Annotated in this window: 11 protein-coding genes; 4 read left to right on the forward strand and 7 right to left on the reverse strand. The window is 67.6% G+C overall.

The window, feature by feature from the left end:
• Nucleotides 1-4,200 (forward strand): glutamate synthase large subunit (gltB, locus tag AB4Y84_RS01580; RefSeq protein ID WP_442249696.1); only part of this gene is annotated, 4,200 nt, incomplete at its 5' end.
• A gap of 103 nt (nt 4,201-4,303) precedes the next feature.
• Nucleotides 4,304-5,749 carry an FAD-dependent oxidoreductase gene (locus tag AB4Y84_RS01585; RefSeq protein ID WP_312786732.1) on the forward strand — a complete coding sequence of 482 codons (1,446 nt, stop codon included), beginning with the start codon at nt 4,304-4,306 and terminating at the stop codon, nt 5,747-5,749.
• Here the strand turns inward: AB4Y84_RS01585 and AB4Y84_RS01590 are convergent.
• Nucleotides 5,735-8,167, reverse strand: coding sequence for an ATP-binding protein (locus tag AB4Y84_RS01590; protein ID WP_442244038.1), 2,433 nt, complete (start codon nt 8,165-8,167; stop codon nt 5,735-5,737). The two genes, AB4Y84_RS01585 and AB4Y84_RS01590, sit on opposite strands and share 15 nt — an antisense overlap.
• A gap of 154 nt (nt 8,168-8,321) precedes the next feature.
• On the opposite strand from AB4Y84_RS01590, the gene AB4Y84_RS01595 reads away from it, so the two are divergent.
• Nucleotides 8,322-9,191, forward strand: coding sequence for a methylglyoxal synthase (locus AB4Y84_RS01595; RefSeq protein ID WP_312787034.1), 870 nt, complete (start codon nt 8,322-8,324; stop codon nt 9,189-9,191).
• A gap of 361 nt (nt 9,192-9,552) precedes the next feature.
• Here the strand turns inward: AB4Y84_RS01595 and AB4Y84_RS01600 are convergent, their stop codons facing one another.
• Genes AB4Y84_RS01600 through ttcA form a run of 3 tightly spaced genes read right to left on the reverse strand, consistent with a single transcriptional unit; the run spans nt 9,553 to nt 12,230 of the window.
• Nucleotides 9,553-10,332, reverse strand: coding sequence for a M48 family metallopeptidase (locus AB4Y84_RS01600; RefSeq protein ID WP_025875417.1), 780 nt, complete (start codon nt 10,330-10,332; stop codon nt 9,553-9,555).
• A 59-nt stretch (nt 10,333-10,391) separates the two neighbouring features.
• Complete coding sequence (locus AB4Y84_RS01605; protein WP_089241793.1) at nt 10,392-11,297, reverse strand: recombination-associated protein RdgC; 906 nt, start codon at nt 11,295-11,297, stop codon at nt 10,392-10,394.
• A 36-nt stretch (nt 11,298-11,333) separates the two neighbouring features.
• Entirely contained in the window at nt 11,334-12,230 is an 897-nt protein-coding gene (gene ttcA / locus AB4Y84_RS01610; protein ID WP_312787033.1) for a tRNA 2-thiocytidine(32) synthetase TtcA, read from the reverse strand.
• A 90-nt stretch (nt 12,231-12,320) separates the two neighbouring features.
• On the opposite strand from ttcA, the gene AB4Y84_RS01615 reads away from it, so the two are divergent.
• Complete coding sequence (locus AB4Y84_RS01615; RefSeq protein WP_032978412.1) at nt 12,321-12,524, forward strand: YdcH family protein; 204 nt, start codon at nt 12,321-12,323, stop codon at nt 12,522-12,524.
• A 109-nt stretch (nt 12,525-12,633) separates the two neighbouring features.
• Here the strand turns inward: AB4Y84_RS01615 and AB4Y84_RS01620 are convergent, their stop codons facing one another.
• From AB4Y84_RS01620 to AB4Y84_RS01630, 3 genes are read right to left on the reverse strand one after another with little or no spacing between them, the layout of a single operon-like run.
• Nucleotides 12,634-12,990 carry a hypothetical protein gene (locus AB4Y84_RS01620; RefSeq protein WP_442243940.1) on the reverse strand — a complete coding sequence of 119 codons (357 nt, stop codon included), beginning with the start codon at nt 12,988-12,990 and terminating at the stop codon, nt 12,634-12,636.
• Nucleotides 12,987-15,623: a glycerol-3-phosphate 1-O-acyltransferase PlsB gene (plsB, locus tag AB4Y84_RS01625; protein WP_442243939.1), complete on the reverse strand. Its 2,637-nt coding sequence runs from the start codon at nt 15,621-15,623 to the stop codon at nt 12,987-12,989. Before plsB ends, AB4Y84_RS01620 begins: the two co-directional genes overlap by 4 nt.
• The gene (locus AB4Y84_RS01630) at nt 15,623-16,576 is read right to left on the reverse strand and encodes a hypothetical protein (protein WP_336023035.1); all 954 of its coding nucleotides are present in this window, start codon (nt 16,574-16,576) and stop codon (nt 15,623-15,625) included. The genes plsB and AB4Y84_RS01630 overlap by 1 nt, the downstream gene beginning before the upstream one ends.
• Nucleotides 16,577-17,009 lie beyond the last annotated feature (433 nt).

Here is a 17,009-nt window from a genome sequence, read left to right on the forward strand (position 1 = left end):
GCGCGCTTCACTGCGGGCCTGGTGTTCCTGCCGCACGATGCCGACGCCGCGCAGGCCTGCCGCGTACAGCTGCAGCAGCAGATCGAGGCGGTAGGCTGCAGGGTGGCCGGCTGGCGCGAAGTACCCACCGACGACAGCGTCTGCGGCCAACTGGCACGCGACACCCTGCCGCGCATCGAACAGGTGTTTGTCGATGCGGGCGTCGGCCAGGATGACGCCGGCTTCGGCCTGGCCCTGTTCCTGGCCCGACGCCGCAGCGAGCAGCTGCTGCGCGCGCATGCCGACTACTACGTCACCACGCTCAGCCCCAACGCCATCAGCTACAAGGGCATGGTGCTGCCGGACAAGCTCAGCCGCTTCTTCCCGGACCTGCAACGGCGCGAACTGGCCTCCAGCGCCATCGTGTTCCACCAGCGCTTCTCCACCAATACGCTGCCGCGCTGGCCGCTGGCGCACCCGTTCCGGATGCTCGCCCACAACGGCGAGATCAACACCATCGAAGGCAACCGGCGCTGGGCGCAGGCGCGCAGCAAGGTGTGGAAGACGCCCCGTTTCGACATCGGCGAGTTCGATCCGGTCATCTCCATGCACGGCTCCGATTCGCAGAGCCTGGACAACATGCTGGAACTGATGGTGTCCGCCGGCATGGAGCTGATCCAGGCGCTGCGCATCCTGGTACCGCCGGCAACGCAGTCGCTGGAATTCAAGGACCCGGACTTGGCCGCGTTCTACGAGTTCCACGGCCTCAACAGCGAACCCTGGGACGGCCCGGCCGGCATCGTCGCCTGCGACAGCCGCTACGCGGTGTGCACCCTCGACCGCAACGGCCTGCGCCCGGCGCGCTGGATGCTGACCGCTGATCGCCACTTCCTGGTCGCCTCTGAAGCAGGCGTCTGGGAAGTACCGACCGAGCGCGTGGTGCGCAAGGGCAAGCTCGGCCCGGGCGAGATGATCGCCATCGACCTCAAGCGCGGTGACCTGCTCGATTCGGAGGCCATCGACCGCATCAACCGCGGCCGTGCACCGTACAAGCAGTGGCTGCAGCAGGGCGTCACCTACCTGCAGACCGAACTGATCGATCCGTCGCTGGTGGAAGAGCCATTCGACGAAGGCACGCTGCGCAGTTACCACAAGCTGTACCAGCTCAGCAGCGAGGAAGTGGAACAGGTGCTGCGGCCGCTGGCCGAGACCGAGCAGGAAGCCACCGGCTCGATGGGCGATGACACGCCGATGGCCGTGCTCAGCCAGCGCAGCCGTCCGCTGTACGACTACTTCCGCCAGGCCTTCGCGCAGGTCACCAACCCGCCGATCGACCCGCTGCGCGAAGACTGCGCGATGTCGCTGTCCACCCAGCTCGGCAAGGAGACCAACATCTTCCATGCCGGCCCGGAGACGGTGAACCACGTCATCCTCAACTCGCCGGTGCTGAGCCAGCGCAAGCTGCGCCAGCTGCTGAAGATGGACCAGTACGTGCAGGCCAACCGCCTGCTCGACCTGTCCTACAGCGAAGAGGAAGGCCTGCGTGCCGGCATCGAACGCATCTGCGTCGAAGCCGAACAGGCTGCGCGCGACGGCATGGTGATGCTGCTGCTGTCCGACCGCTACCCGGTGGCCGGGCGGCCGATGGTGCATGCGCTGCTGGCCACCAGCGCCATCCACCACCACCTGTCACGGCTGGGCCTGCGCTGCGACGTCAACCTGATCGTCGAGACCGGCACCGCGCGCGACGCGCATCACATGGCCTGCCTGCTCGGCTTCGGTGCCACGGCGGTGTACCCGTACCTGGCCTACCAGACCCTGTTCGACCTGGGTCGTCGCGGCATCCTCAAGCTCAGCAAGGGCGGCGAGCAGTCGCAGATCGGCCGCCGCTACCGCAAGGGCATCTACAAGGGCCTGTCCAAGATCATCTCGAAGATGGGCATCTGTACCGTGGCCAGCTACCGCGGTGCGCAGCTGTTCGAGATCATCGGCCTGGAGCCTGAGGTCGTGGAGCTGTGCTTCCCCGATACCGCTTCGCGCATCGGTGGCGCCGGCTTCGCGCGGCTGGATACCGACGCGCGTGAACTATGCGCGCAGGCCTGGGACGCCCAGCAGGGCGTGGATGTCGGCGGCCTGCTGAAGTACGTGCACGGCGGCGAGTACCACATGTACAACCCGGACGTGGTGACCACCCTGCAGCGCGCAGCGCGCAGCGGTGACCCGCGTGCGTGGCAGCAGTACTGCGATGCCGTGYATGCGCGCCCGCCGTCGGCGCTGCGCGATCTGCTGCAGCTGGTGCCGGCGGCAACGCCGACACCGCTGGACGAAGTGGCACCGGCCAGCGATCTGTTCCCGCGTTTCGATACCGCCGCGATCAGCCTCGGTGCGCTCTCGCCCGAGGCGCATGAAGCGCTGGCCATTGCGATGAACCGCCTCGGCGGCCGCAGCAATTCCGGCGAAGGTGGCGAAGACCCGGCGCGCTATGGCACCGACAAGCGGAGCAAGATCAAGCAGGTGGCCTCGGGCCGCTTCGGCGTCACCGCCGAATACCTGGTCAACGCCGAAGTGCTGCAGATCAAGGTCGCCCAGGGCGCAAAGCCCGGCGAGGGCGGCCAGCTGCCCGGGCACAAGGTCAATGAACTGATCGCACGCCTGCGCTATGCCAGGCCGGGCATCGGCCTGATCTCGCCGCCGCCGCACCACGACATCTACTCCATCGAAGACCTGGCGCAGCTGATCTACGACCTCAAGCAGGTCAACCCGACCGCGCTGGTGTCGGTGAAGCTGGTCAGCCATGCCGGCGTCGGCACGATCGCGGCGGGCGTGGTCAAGGCCGGTGCTGACCTGATCACCATTTCCGGCCACGACGGCGGTACCGGTGCTTCGCCGGTCAGCTCGATCCGCTACGCCGGCGTGCCGTGGGAACTGGGCATCGCCGAGGCGCACCAAGCGCTGGTGGCCAACGACCTGCGCGGGCGCACCCTGCTGCAGACCGATGGCGGCCTGAAGACCGGCCTGGACGTGGTCAAGGCTGCGCTGCTGGGCGCGGACAGCTTCGGCTTCGGCACCGCGCCGATGATCGTGCTGGGCTGCAAGTACCTGCGCATCTGCCACCTCAACAACTGCGCCACCGGCGTGGCCACCCAGGACGAACGCCTGCGCGAGAACCACTTCACCGGCCAACCCGAGCGCGTGGAGAACTTCTTCCGCCTGCTGGCCGAGGAAGTACGCGGCTGGCTGTCGGTGCTGGGCGCACGTTCGCTGCAGGAAATCGTCGGCCGCACCGACCTGCTGCGCCAGCTTGAGGTCTCGCCGCGCGAAGACGTGCGCGTGGACCTGTCGCGGCTGCTGGCCGACGCCAGTTACCCGGGCAGCCACTGCGCCGCACAGCGCCTGTATGAATCTCCGGACAGCCTGGCCACGCAGATGGACGGCCTGCTGGCCGAGGCCATCGAACACAAGCGCGGTGGCGAGCATCGCTTCCTGATCCACAACACCGACCGCAGCATCGGCACCCGCCTGGCCGGCGCCGTCGCACGCACGCACGGCAACCAGGGCATGGCCGAATCGCCGCTGGAACTGCGCTTCCGTGGCAGCGCCGGACAGAGCTTCGGCGCCTTCAACGTCGGCGGCCTGCACCTGGAAGTGGAGGGTGAAGCCAACGACTACGTCGGCAAGGGCATGGCCGGCGGCCGCCTGGTGGTGCGTCCGCCGCGTGGCGCACGCTTCGAGGCACGCAGCACCGCCATCATCGGCAACACCTGTCTGTACGGCGCAACCGGTGGCGAGCTGTTCGCCGCTGGCCGTGCCGGTGAACGATTCGCCGTGCGCAACTCCGGCGCACTGGCTGTAGTGGAAGGCGCAGGCGATCACTGCTGCGAGTACATGACCGACGGCGTGGTGCTGGTGCTGGGCAAAGTCGGCCTCAACTTCGGTGCCGGCTTCACCGGTGGCCTGGCCTACGTGCTGGACGTGGACCGCGATTTCGTCGACCGCTACAACCACGAGCTGATCGACATCCATCGCGTCTCCGCCGAAGGGTTCGAGAACTACCGCCAGCACCTGCACCGCCTGATCGGCCGTCATCGCGAACTGACCGGCAGCATCTGGGCGCAGCAGATCATGGACGAGTTCCGCGATTACATCGGCAAGTTCTGGCTGGTCAAACCCAAGGCCGCCAGCATCGAGTCGCTGACCGAAACCCTTCGCCGCGCGGCGTGACACACCGCACGTGACGGATGCGCCGCATGCACTGGGCGCACCGGCCTCCCCACCGCTGTAGTGCCGGCCGCTGGCCGGCATCCGGAAATCCACAGAGTCCGCCATGAGCCGCAAGCACGCCTTCCAGTTCCTCGACCTGCCCCGGACCATGCCGCAGCGCATCCCGGTCGAACTGCGCACCTCCGGCGACTGGGGTGAGCTGTACGGAAAGTTCGGCAAGGAAGAGGCGCAGTACCAGGCAGGCCGCTGCCTGGACTGCGGCAACCCGTACTGCAGCTGGAAGTGCCCCGTGCACAACGCCATTCCGCAATGGCTGCAGCTGGTGCAGGAGAACCGCATCCATGAAGCGGCCACGCTGTGCCACAGCACCAACCCGCTGCCGGAAGTGTGCGGCCGGGTGTGCCCGCAGGATCGCCTGTGCGAGGGCAGCTGCACGCTGGAAGAGTTTGGTGCAGTGACCATCGGCGCGGTGGAGAAGTACATCGTAGACACTGCACTGGCCACCGGCTGGCGGCCGGACATGACGGCGGTGCAGCCCACCGGCCACACGGTGGCCGTGATCGGTGCCGGCCCCGCAGGCCTGGCCTGTGCCGACCGCTTGGCGCATGCCGGCATCACCGCAGTGGTCTACGACCGTTACGAACAGGTCGGCGGCCTGCTGCAGTTCGGCATCCCGAGTTTCAAGCTGGACAAGGACGTGATCCGTCGTCGTCGCGACGTGCTTGAAGGCATGGGCGTGCAGTTCCGCCTCGGCGTGGAGATCGGCCGCGACATCAGCCTGCAGCAGCTGCTGGACACCCATGATGCGGTGTTCGTCGGTACCGGCGCCTACCGCTACACCGATGGTGGCCTCGACGGCCAGGACCTGAAGGGCGTGCTGCCGGCATTGCCGTTCCTGGTGCAGAACAGCCGCATCGTCGGCGGTGATGACCCGCAGGGCCGCCCGATCGCCGGCTGGGAAGACCAGATCGCCCTGCCCGACCTCAATGGCAAGCGCGTGGTGGTCCTCGGCGGTGGCGACACCGGCATGGACTGCGTGCGCAGCGCGGTGCGACTGGGCGCGGCCAAGGTCACCTGTGCCTACCGCCGCGACGAAGCCAACATGCCGGGCAGCGCGCGCGAAGTCGCCAATGCACGCGAGGAAGGCGTGCGCTTCCTGTTCAACCGCCAGCCGCTGTCGATCGAAGCCGGCGCCGATGACGAAGTGATCGGCGTCACCGTCATCGAGACGCGCCTGGGCGAACCCGATGCCAACGGCCGCCAGAACGCGGTGCAGATCGAGGGCAGCGAGTCGCTGCTGGAAGCGGACGTGGTGATCATCGCGTTCGGTTTCTCGCCCAGCGTGCCGTCGTGGCTGGCCGAGCATGGCGTGGAGGGCCAGGCCAACGGCCGCATCCTCGCCGGCGGCAAGGGCAAGCTGCCCTTCCAGACCGCCCATCCGCGCCTGTTCGCCGGGGGTGACGCGGTGCGCGGTGCCGACCTGGTGGTGACCGCGGTGGCCGAAGGTCGCGACGCCGCTGCCAGCATCGCGCGGCTACTGGCGCACTGACAGACCGACCGGCGGCATCAGTACTGCGGCAAGGGTGGCATGCAGTGCTGGGCGGTCGGCCGGCTTGGCGATGAAGCGATCGATGCCGGCGTCGTGACAGGCCTGGCGGGTACTGTCGAGGACGCTGGCGGTCAACGCGATGATCGGTACCCGTGCTGCATCGTCCCGTGGATCGGCGCGGATGGCGCGGGCCAGGGCAAAGCCGTCCATGCCCGGCATGTGGCAGTCGGTGATGACCAACGCGAACCGTTGTGTCTGCCACGCCTGCCAGGCTTGCTCGCCATTGGCGGTGGCATGCACCTGCAGGCCCAGTTCCCGCAGGCGCCGGACCAGCAGCTGCAGGTTGGTGGGATGGTCTTCGGCAACCAGTACCCGCACCGGCGGCAGCGTTGGCAGGTCAGCGGCCTCGCCACGATGCTCCGCCGATGGCGCGTCGCAGGCCGGCAGGTACAGGTCCAGCCACACCGTGGTGCCCGCGCCCGGCGTGCTGCACAGGTGCAGTTGCCCGCCCATCGACGCCGCAAGCTCCCGGCAGATCGCCAGGCCCAGGCCGCTGCCGCCGAAGCGCCGGGTGGTGGAGGCATCGGCCTGGGTAAACGCTGCGAACACCGCCCGCTGGCGCTCGCGGCTGATGCCCACGCCGGTGTCGGTCACCTGCAGCCGCAGCTCCTGGCCATGCTCGCGCTGGTGCAGCACCCGCACCTGCAGGTCCACCCCACCCTGCAGGGTGAATTTCAGCGCGTTGCCCGCCAGGTTGAACAGGATCTGGCGCAGGTGCAGCGCATCCGCCAACGACCCACGCTGAAGCGCGGGATCCACCTCGCAGCGCAGATGCAGACCTTTGCTTGCCGCCACCGGAGCCAGCAGGCGCTGCACCGCCCGCAGCAGTCCGGCCAGATCGGTGGGCAGGCACTGCGGTGACCGTGGCCCCGACTGCAGGCGTTGGCTGTGCAGCACGTCATCGAGGATCTGTCGCAGCATCTGCGCGGCATCATCGATGGTCGCCAGTACCTGGCGCTGGCGCGCATCCAGTGCGCCGCTGCCCAGGCACTCCAGCATCCCCAGCAGCGTGCTCATCGGCGTGCGGATCTCGTGGCTCATGGTGGCCAGGAAATGGGTCTTCGCGGCGGCATCCTGCTCCGCGTCACGCCGGGCATCGTTCAACGCCTGCGTACGTGCGCGCGCCTCGGTGACATCCATCCAGTATCCGCTCCATTCCACGCCGCTGTCGCTGCAGGCAATCGGTCGCCCGTGCGAACGTACCCAGCGCCAGCCGTTGGGGCCGCGCGTGCGGAAAGTGATGTCGATGGGCCCGCGCACCAGTGCGGCGGCGTCGACGCAGGCCAGCACCGAGCGGCGGTCCTGCGGATGGACTGCGGCCAGCAGACTGCCATGGTCGACCCGCGCGGTATCCACGCTGATCCCGAACAGCGCGTGCACGTCGCCGGCAATATGGGGAACGCTGTACTCGCCGGTGCTGCTGCGCCGCGCCCGGTACACCACCGCCGGCAGGTTGGCGGTGACGTCCTGCAGGCGCTGTTCCAGGGCCTGCCTGCGCAGGCCTTCGCGGTGCAGCCGCCAGTAGCCGAACGCATACACCAGGCCCATCGTCAGCAGCACCAGCAGCACAGCGATCGACCCGCGCAGGGGCGACACCGGCGCGTGGCCGCGACGAGGGGACGTCACGATCCAGCGTGCCCGCAATGCCTCGCGCTGCTCCTGTGTCATGCCTGCCTGCAGCTGGTTGAAGCGGGCCACCAGATGCGCGCACGCCGGCAGTGCGGCCAATACCAGTGCATCGCTGAAGCCGGCCGGCGCTGCCACGTCCAGCGCGTCGCCCGGCTGATTGCGCAGCGTGGCTTCCACGTCCACCAGGTTGCCCACCACCGCATCGACCTGGCCGCTGCTCAGCAGCCGCAGTGCCGTGTCCAATGTCGCCACCTGCAGCAGCGGCACGGCCGCACCCGACTCCTCCAGCATCCGGGCAAGTGGCACGATGTCGGGGCTGGCCACGCCGCGGCCGTGCAGTCCGTCGAGGCCGATGATCGGCAGCGCGTCGGGGCGTCGCACGATCACCTGCGGCACCTGCAGGTAGGGCACGCTGGCCATCCAGCCTTTCGGCTTCTGCGCACGCGGCCAGCCAAGCACGGCCTGGGTCCCGGCAGGCAGCGCGCCGGCGGCCAGCGCCGGCGCCGCGACCGGTGTGGCGCGCAGCGTGGGGTACTGCTCCTGCAGCAGCGCCAGGTAGACGGCCACCAGGCCCTGTGGCGTGTCGTCCAGACTGGATGACAACGGTGCACGGTCAGCGGGGTAGGCAAGCAGGATGGGGCCTTCGCACTGTCCGGCCCAGGCCTGTGCTGACAACAGCGACAGGGCGACGATGCGGGCCAACGGGCCAGCGACATTCACGGTGGACATCCTCATGTCGCATGCAGGGGCATGGCCGCATCGCGGTACGACCTCCCGTCACGCTAGCGACGCGCTTCCCAGCAACAATGAGGAAATTTGTAAAACCCTCCGAAACCGTCAATAGCGACATACACTGCCGCTTCTACCGATCCCGGAGCTTTCGATGCGCATCGGCCTGGCCGCCAACCGTCTCCATCACAACGACGCGCGCGCGGCACTGTTCCGCTGGCTGCGCGCCAGCGAACCCGGGCTGCGCGAACTGGGCGTGACGCTGTGTGCGGTCGGACGTACCCACGATGCGATCCAGCGCAACGGTTTCCTTGCCGGTTACGACGGCCTGCAGCGCTATCCGTACGGTCGCGAAGGCGGGTTGATGAAGCTGGTGGCCGAAGTGGTGGGCATGGGCGCCGAGCGTACGCTGGACGGTGCGGTCTATCTGATGGATCCGGTGGATCCTTCCTCGGTGTTCCCCGAGGCGACCGCGCTCAAGCGCCAGTGCGTGATCCACGGCAAGCCTTTCATTTCCACCGTGGCCACCGCCCGCGACTGGATCGAGGTGGAGCGCGTCCATGCTGGCCTGGCCGCCGATGCCGGCGCCGACGACCTGCATGCGTTCGAAGGGCAGACGCTGGCGTTGATCGCACACGATGCGATGAAGCCGGCGATGCTGGCGTTCGCCGATGAACACTTCGACGTGCTGGCGCGTTTCGGCGAACGTGTAGCCACCGGTACCACCGGACAGCGCTTGAACGAGCTGGCCTGGAGCCGCGGCTGGCCCGCGGATACGGCATGGGTGACGCGCTACCAGAGCGGTCCGATGGGGGGCGATGCGCAGATTGCCGACCGCGTGCTGGAAGGTCGTTGCCAGCGTGCGATCTTCTTCGAGGATCCGCATGTGGCGCGCCAGCATGAAGCGGACATCCAGCTGCTGGAGCGGGCGGTGACCACGGTGACCGATCAGGCGGTATGCATCACTGCACCGCGCGTGGCGGCGCGGTGGGCGGAGGCTGCGGCCCTGCGTGCGGGTCGATGAGGTTTGCGGCCAACGGCTGAGCCCCTCGTGGTGGCCGTTCAAATCAAAAGCTGTGCTTGGCCGGACGGGTGGGCCATGCAGGGGACGCTGCAAGTACATCCATGTAAGCTCGATGGCGCCATCCATGGCGCCAACGCCCCTGCATGCCCCACCCGCCCGACCTCAGACAGTTTCCGTGCCACCACGGAAGAGAAGAAGAAGAGCACGAGCAAAGCGGGTCGCGCGTTGTGTGCGCTTAAGCAGCCGCAGCCCATGCTCGGCTGCTCGATACCCTCTCTGGAGTGGAGCCCTTTCTGTTGAAGGGGCGCGCCGAAGGCGGGGGTAGAGGAGGAATGCGCGGGCAGCTGCTGTAGCGCGAGCGCTACAGCAGCTGCCGGAGCATGGCCTTGAGGCGTCGCCCTTCCAGCTGGAAGTAGTCGCGCTGCTCGCGCCAGTCGGGGAAGCGTTGTTCCACTTCGTGCCAGAACGCGGGCGAGTGGTTGGCCTGGATCAGGTGGCAGAGTTCGTGCACCAGCACGTACTCGAAGGCGGCGGGACGGCCCAGTACCAGTGCCAGGTCCAGCGCCATGCTGCCGTCAGGGGCCAGCGAGCCCCATTGCGAGGACATCACCTTCAACCGCAGGCGGCTGGGCGCGCGCGGCAGGCCGGGCAGGTACTTCGGCAACCAGCGGCCGACATCGGCGCGGGTCTGTGCTTCATAGAATTCGCGCAGCAGGCGGCGCAGGGTCGCATCGCCGCCCCGGCTCGGCCATTGCACGCAGGCACCGTGTTCGTCGATTTCCAGCCGTGCGTAGCGGCCTTCCTGCCAGCGCAGTGGCAACAACTCGCCGCGCAGGGGCAGCACCCCTTCGACGCCGGGCTGCAACGCGGCGGGCAGGCCRTGCCCCTGGTAGTGGCGCAGCTGCAGCCCCAGCCATTCGCGATGCAGTTCCAGGAAGCGCTCGCCCATCACCAGGCTGGCACGCGGCGGCAACGTCAGTCGTGCGCCGCGCTCATCGACGCTGAGCTTGATCCGGCGCGCGCGCGGATCACGCACGCGCAGTATCTCGATCTCGACATCCTCCAGGCGCAGGCGAACGGTATCGCGCTGCACGGTGGCGGGTGGGACCGGCGAGATCAGGCGGCGCAGCAGACGGCTCATGGTCCCAGCATAGCGCCGTGCGGGGCCGCCGGATGACCGGCGGCCGACGGCCTGCCTGTTCAGTCAGCCTTGCTGAGCTTGAAGGCTTCTTCAAGCAGCAGGAACAGGCGACGGATCTCCGCACTCTGCAGGGCGAAGCGGGCATCGAACTCGGCACGGCGGCCGTCTTCGTCGGCATGTTCCAGCTGGTCAAGCGCGCCGTCCAGGAACTTCAGCTTGCGCACGATCAGGTCGTCGCCCAGCACGAAGGACAGGTTGTCCTCGAACACCAGGGCCAGCTTGGTCACCTGCTTGCCGGCATCCAGGTGCTTGTCGATCTCGTCGCAGCGCAGTTCCTGGTGCTGGCACTTGACCACCGCGCCGCCTTCCACCGGGTCCTTCATCTCGCACTCCTCGCCCAGGCTGAAGCCGGTGGGCAGGGGCTCGCCGGCGATCCAGCCGGTCAGGATCGAACGCGGCGCGACTTCGGCGTTCAGCGGCATCGCCGGGAAGCTGCCGAGCAGGCCGCGGATGTCGGACATGAAGTATTCGCCGGTCTTGCGGCTGGAGGTGTCCACCACCACGTAGCCATGCAGCTGGTCGATGAAGGCATCGTTGCGCGAGGACTTCACGAACGCGCGCGGCAGCAGCTCATGCAGCAGGTCGTCCTTCATGCGCTTGCGCTCGCGACCACCGGGGCGGCGGCCTTCCTTCTCCTCGATCTCTTCCAGCTTGCGCTCGAGCAGGTCGTTAACCACCGCGCCGGGCAGGATCTTGTCCTCGCCACCGACGGTCAGCCACAGGTGTTCAGCAATGCGGTGCGAGAGAGCTTCCTTCTCTTCGCGGCCGAACGGTGAGATGAAACCACGCGAGTTCATTTCCAGCGCGCCGACCGGCTTGAGCAGGGCGTGCGGCAGCAGGGTGTCGACTTCGGAAAAATCAGTGGAGGTCGGGAAGCGGAAGAACGTCAGGTTGCGAAAGAACATGGAATTCCGGTGTCTGAAGAAGAAGGGCGCCCGACCTTAAACGGCAGGCGTCTCGGGAACTGCGTCGGCCAGCCAGGCATCGGCATGTGCCGCATCGCCACGGCGGCCCAGGGCCATGAAATCGAACAAGGCGGCATCGGCCAGCTGCGCAGGTCGCACGTCGGCCATCGCCCGTGCGATCTGTTCGATGCGCCCGGGATGGTCCTGGTCCCACTGCTTGAGCATCAGGCCGACCTGCCGACGCTGCAGGTTTTCCTGGCTGCCGCACAGGGTGCAGGGAATGATCGGGAAACGGCGTGCCTGCGCGTACTGCGCGATGTCGTGCTCGCGCACGTACGCCAGCGGGCGGATCACCACGTGCTGTCCATCGTCGCTGAGCAGCTTCGGTGGCATGGCGGCCAGCTTGGCATGGTGGAACAGGTTCAGGAAAAACGTGGCCACCACATCATCACAATGGTGGCCCAGTGCGATCTTGCTGAAGCCATGCGTCTTGGCATGGTTGTACAGCGCGCCACGGCGCAGGCGTGAGCACAGCGAACACATCGTGCGCCCCTCCGGAATGACCCGGCTGACCACTGAATACGTGTCCTGCTCGATGATCTGGTACGGCACGCCCAGCCCGGCAAGGTACTCCGGCAGGACATGCTCGGGGAAACCGGGCTGTTTCTGGTCCAGGTTCACCGCCACCAGTTCGAACGGCACCGGCGCCTTTTTCTGCAGCTGCAGCAGCATGTCCAGCAGGGTGTAGCTGTCCTTGCCGCCGGACAGGCAGACCATGACCTTGTCGCCTGCTTCGATCATTCCGAAGTCGGCGATGGCCTGGCCGACCTGGCGGCGCAGGCGCTTGCCCAGCTTGTCCGCCCCGTGCCCGGCCACGCGCGGATCGCGCGAAACGCGCTGCGGGGGATCGGGCAGGGAGATCACGGCGGACATGGCGCCATTCTACCGGCTTGCGGCAGCCCGGACCCGGGGTCGGGATTCCCCTCTCCCGGCAGTCATCGTCGCTGTGTATGCTCGGAGACCGTGGACACCTACAACCCCGCCGAAATCGTCGAACACCTCGTCGCCCTGCGCGCCGAGCACCGGTCGCTGGATGAACAGATCGCGCGCATGGCCGCCAACGGCGAAGATGAGCTGGAGTTCAAGCGCCTGAAGCGGCGCAAGCTGCAGCTGAAGGACTGCATCACCAAGCTGGAAAGCCTGCAGATTCCGGACGAACCGGCGTAACCGGTGGCCCATCCACGCATGGCGTGGATCTACTGGCCCACGCCGCCCCGAACGCCGATGGCACAGCGGCCACCTATGGATCCACGCCATGCGTGGATGGGGCCCTGCATCAACGCGGCAGCGCCAGCTCCGCACTCCAGGCCGTCTCACCGTCCACGGTCAGGTCGCAGCGCCGCACGTTGTCGGCACCGGAACAGCGCAGCCCCAGCGGGTGCCCGTACCAGTCACCGGCAAGACCCTGGCGAGCGGCGGATTCATCACCGCTGATACGCGCCTCGCCGGCCAGCCACAGGCGGTAGTGCGCCTGTTGCCCGGTCTCTGCCTGCAGACACAGGCGCACCGGCGCATCGGCCAGTCGCCCGGGCAGGCTGTCGTCAACGCAGGCTTCTGCAGCCTGCACCGAAGTAACCGCAAGGCCTCCGGCCGCGATCAACGTGGCCAGGCCCGACAGGCGCCGCAGGTTCAATCCTGCGGTGCCGGTTCGTCCGGGCGCGCCGCTTCCGGGCTGACCCGTTCGATGGTGTGGCGCAGTTCGCGGCCGAGGATGAACTTGGCATCCTTGGCCCAGGCATCCAGGCGCTCGTCGAACAGCAGCTTGCTGTTCTCGTCCGGCCACACCAGGCGCAGCTCGCGCAGCTTCTGGATGAAGCCGCGGAACAGCGACTTGTCGAAGAACTCCGGCGCGGCCGGTGCATAGAGCAGGCTCAGGCGCTGTGCGGCCTGCTGGCACAGGCTCTCCAGCTCGGCGGCGCCGAGCGTGCCCGGGCCGTTCTTCACCAGTACCGAAATGGCGATGTAATAGCGCTCGAACGCCTGCTGCAGCGAGTGGCCGATCGCGCGCAGGCGGAACACTTCGTCGGTCTGCCCGGTGTTGCGCGCAAGGATGCCGCCGTCGTCTTCGTTGACGTTCTGCAGCAGGCCCTCACGCACGAACACGTCGATGGTCTGGTCGATGCGCTGGGCGAACTCGTCCTCGGTCCACGGCAGGAACAGCTCGGCCTGCAGGAACGGGTACACCGTGCGGCCCAGCTGCACCAGGCCGGTGCGGCTCATGCGGCGGTTGTTCTGGAAGCAGCAGGCCACCCACGACGATGCGGTGAACAGGTGCACCACGTTGTTGCGGAAGTAGCTCAGCAGCACCGCGGTATCGCCGCTGACGCTGAGCACGTCGCCCAGCGGGTGCTTGATGCGGGTGAGGACGTTGATCTCTTCGGCGTGGGCGATGATCCGCTCCGGAGAGTGCGGGGTCACCGTCACCCGGCCCGAATACGGCATCTCCACCAGCAGGGTCTTGCACAGCTCGATCTGCGCGATCAGGTCGGCCTCGCCCATCGCATGCTTGGGCGTGGACAGCAGCGCCAGCGCCAGCAGGTTGATCGGATTGACGTCGGCCGCGCCGTTGATGCGCACCTGGATGCGCTCGGCCAGGGTGTCGACGGTGGTCGACAGCCACGAGGGCTTCTCGTCCTCGGACACCGCCTCGCCACCCCACTCCGGAGCCTTCTCGGCCAGCACATCGTTCAGCGCGATGGGTTCGCCGAAGTTCACCACCACCTGGCCGTAGTTCTGCTTGAGCACCTTGGGGATGCCCCACAGCAGCTGCCAGATCGATTCCTTCTCCTTGGGCCGCCCGGACAGTTCATCCAGGTAGCTGCCGCCCTCCATCAGCTTCTCGTAGCCGATGTAGATGGGCTGGAACAGCACCGGCTTGCGCGGCTGGCGCAGGAACGCGCGCAGGGTCATCGAGATCATGCCGCCCTTGGGCTGCAGCAACCGGCCGGTACGCGAGCGCCCGCCCTCGACGAAGTACTCGATGGAATAGCCGCCGGCGACCAGCTGCGCCACGTACTCGCTGAGCACCGCCGAATACAGCGCGTTGCCGCGGATCGAACGACGGATGAAGAACGCACCGCCCTTGCGCAGCAGGGTGCCCACCACCGGCAGGTTCAGGTTGATGCCGGCCACGATGTGCGGCGGCACGATGCCGCGGTCGTACAGCAGGTAGGACAGCAGCAGGTAGTCCATGTGGCTGCGGTGGCTGGGCACGTAGACCACTTCGTGGCCCGGCGCTGCGGCCTTGAACTTGTCCAGGTGGTGCACCAGCACGCCGGCGTAGATGCGGTTCCACACGTGGCTGAGCATGAAGCTCGCCGAACGCACCACCGGGCTGGAATAGTCCGCGGCGATTTCCCAGGCGTAGGCATGCGCCTTCTTCCAGGCATCGCTGGTTTTGCTGTTGTCGCGCTTGGCCTGCGAGGCGATCGCCTCGCGCACCGTCTCGGCGGCCAGCACCTGGTCCACCAGCAGGCGCCGGGTCGACAGGTCAGGACCGATCACCGACTCGCGGATGCGGCGGAAATGGGTACGCAGCACGCGCTGCAGCTTGCGCACCGTACGCTCGGGCTCCAGGCCCTCGTCGATGGTCGAACGCAGCGAGATGGGCGGGGCGAAACGCACGATCGTGCTGCGGCCATTGAGCAGCACTGCCAGCAGGCGGCGGAAGCGGCCGACCAGCGCCCAGTTTTCCGAGAACAGCACGGCGAACCAGCCGCTCTGCTTGTCCGGGGCGCGGCCGACGAAGATCGACACCGGCACCAGGTGCACATCCAGGTCGTCGCGCACGCGATGGGCCTGCAGGACCTTGGCCAGCGAATCGGAATGGGTCTTGGCGCCGCGCTGCTCGGGAATCAGCGAGTTGCTGGAGCTGCGGCGCGACAGGGCCAGATAGGCGCGCTTGCGGCCGGTGGGGTCACCGGCCAGCGGTACCAGCGGCGACGGCAGACCGGCCTGGCGACAGGCCTTGTCCAGGATCAGCGCGTTGGACAGGCCGTAATCTTCCAGCACGTACATGACCGGGCGGCCATCGTTGTACTGGCCCGGGTCTTCCGGCTCGATCTTCAGCGACAGCCATGGCTCCACCAGGCGCCCGAGCAGGCGCGCCCACAGCGGGCGGCGGCCGGCAGGACGCGCGTGCACAGGCGTCGCCGCCGGCGGCGTGCCGGCGTCGGTCGAGGGGGACGCCGGCGCCGTATCGGCGGGCGTCGGCTGGGATTCTTCGCCGGGGAACGGCAGCGGGTTCTGTTTCGACATCGACGTCATTATGGCTTAGCCGATGGCGTTGCCGCTTCCCCATCGGTTGCCGGGGGGGTGACAGGGTCCGGAGCAGCGGCGGCGCGCGCCGCATCAGCCTGACGCAGCAGGGCGTCGGTATCGGCCAGGGTGCGGGTCAGGTACCAGTGGCCCTCACGCCGGCTCAGCGGCACCTGCACGGTCATCGCGCGGCCGGCGAGCTCGTACTGAAGGCGCACCAGGGCATTGTCGCCTTCCACCGACAACAGCTCACCACGCACGCTGCGCAGCGCCTCGTCCACGCCCAGCCCGTAGCTGGCCAGCACGGCCTTCACCGTCTGGATGAACGGCGCCAGCTGCTGCAGGCTGCCTTCCATGCCCGCGGCCTGCAGGCCGGCGTCGTCATGGAAACCGACCTTGGCCGCGGCGCCGACGAGGGCGGCGATGCTGCTGCGGGCCCTGGCACGGTCGCTGATGGGCGCGTCCTGTGCCCAGGCCGCCAGGGTCTGTACCAATTGGATGTAGTGCGCCTGCTGGCCGGGCGTATAACCCTTCTGGTGCCGCAGGTACTGCACACCGAAGTTGCCCATCGACTGCGCGGCCTGACGTACGGCGCGGGCCTGGCCAGCCAGCTGGCGGTCGAAACTGCGCTGCAGCTGCACGCTGGCACCGGGCTCACGCAGCGCCGCCAGCATCGGCAGCAACTGGTCGCCGAGCGGCAGTCCGGTCAGCGGCCACTGGCTGTGGCCGTCGGCCCATGCCTGCTGCAGGCGCTGATACTGGCTGGGGGGCACCGACAGCTTCGCATAGCCGACCAGATCGTCCTCGGCCAGCCGTTGCGCCATCGCCTGTACTGCGGCGACAGGTTCGGCCGGCGCGGCGGCCGGATCACTGCCGGATTCACGGCACGCGGCGATGGCCAGCAGCAGCATGGCCGCCAGCCCCCATCCCCGCGCAGACCTTCCTCGCACTACAACGCTCATGCAATCGGACTCCCCGGACCGGTCCGCATCTTGCGGCCTGCGACGTGACAGCGGCAAGCCGGGCCGTCACGGTTTCTGCCATGACCCGACTGCGCGGTGGCTCCATGCCGCGCGCCGACGGGCCTCTCCGTACCGGGCGGACAAAAAAAAGAGCCCGGATCACAGGGATCGCAGACTCTTCAAACCGGCGCAAGGCCGGTGGACAGTGTTGTGGCGCATGTCCGGTCCGAAGACCGGATGGCGGCGATCCTACGCTGCCCACAAAGTTAACGCAACACATGACAAAACACTATTCAACTCATTGATTTTATTGGATAAATTACATCATCAGATCTCTTCAATGAAATCTACGGCATGTTTTCCGGCGATTCGGGCATAAACGTCGGGGTCAGCGGCACACAGTTTCCCCGCCCTGACGTACCCGGACCCGCGC

Origin of the sequence: Stenotrophomonas sp. 2YAF22, from assembly GCF_052114665.1 — a bacterium.
Taxonomy (GTDB): Bacteria; Pseudomonadota; Gammaproteobacteria; order Xanthomonadales; family Xanthomonadaceae; genus Stenotrophomonas; species Stenotrophomonas indicatrix.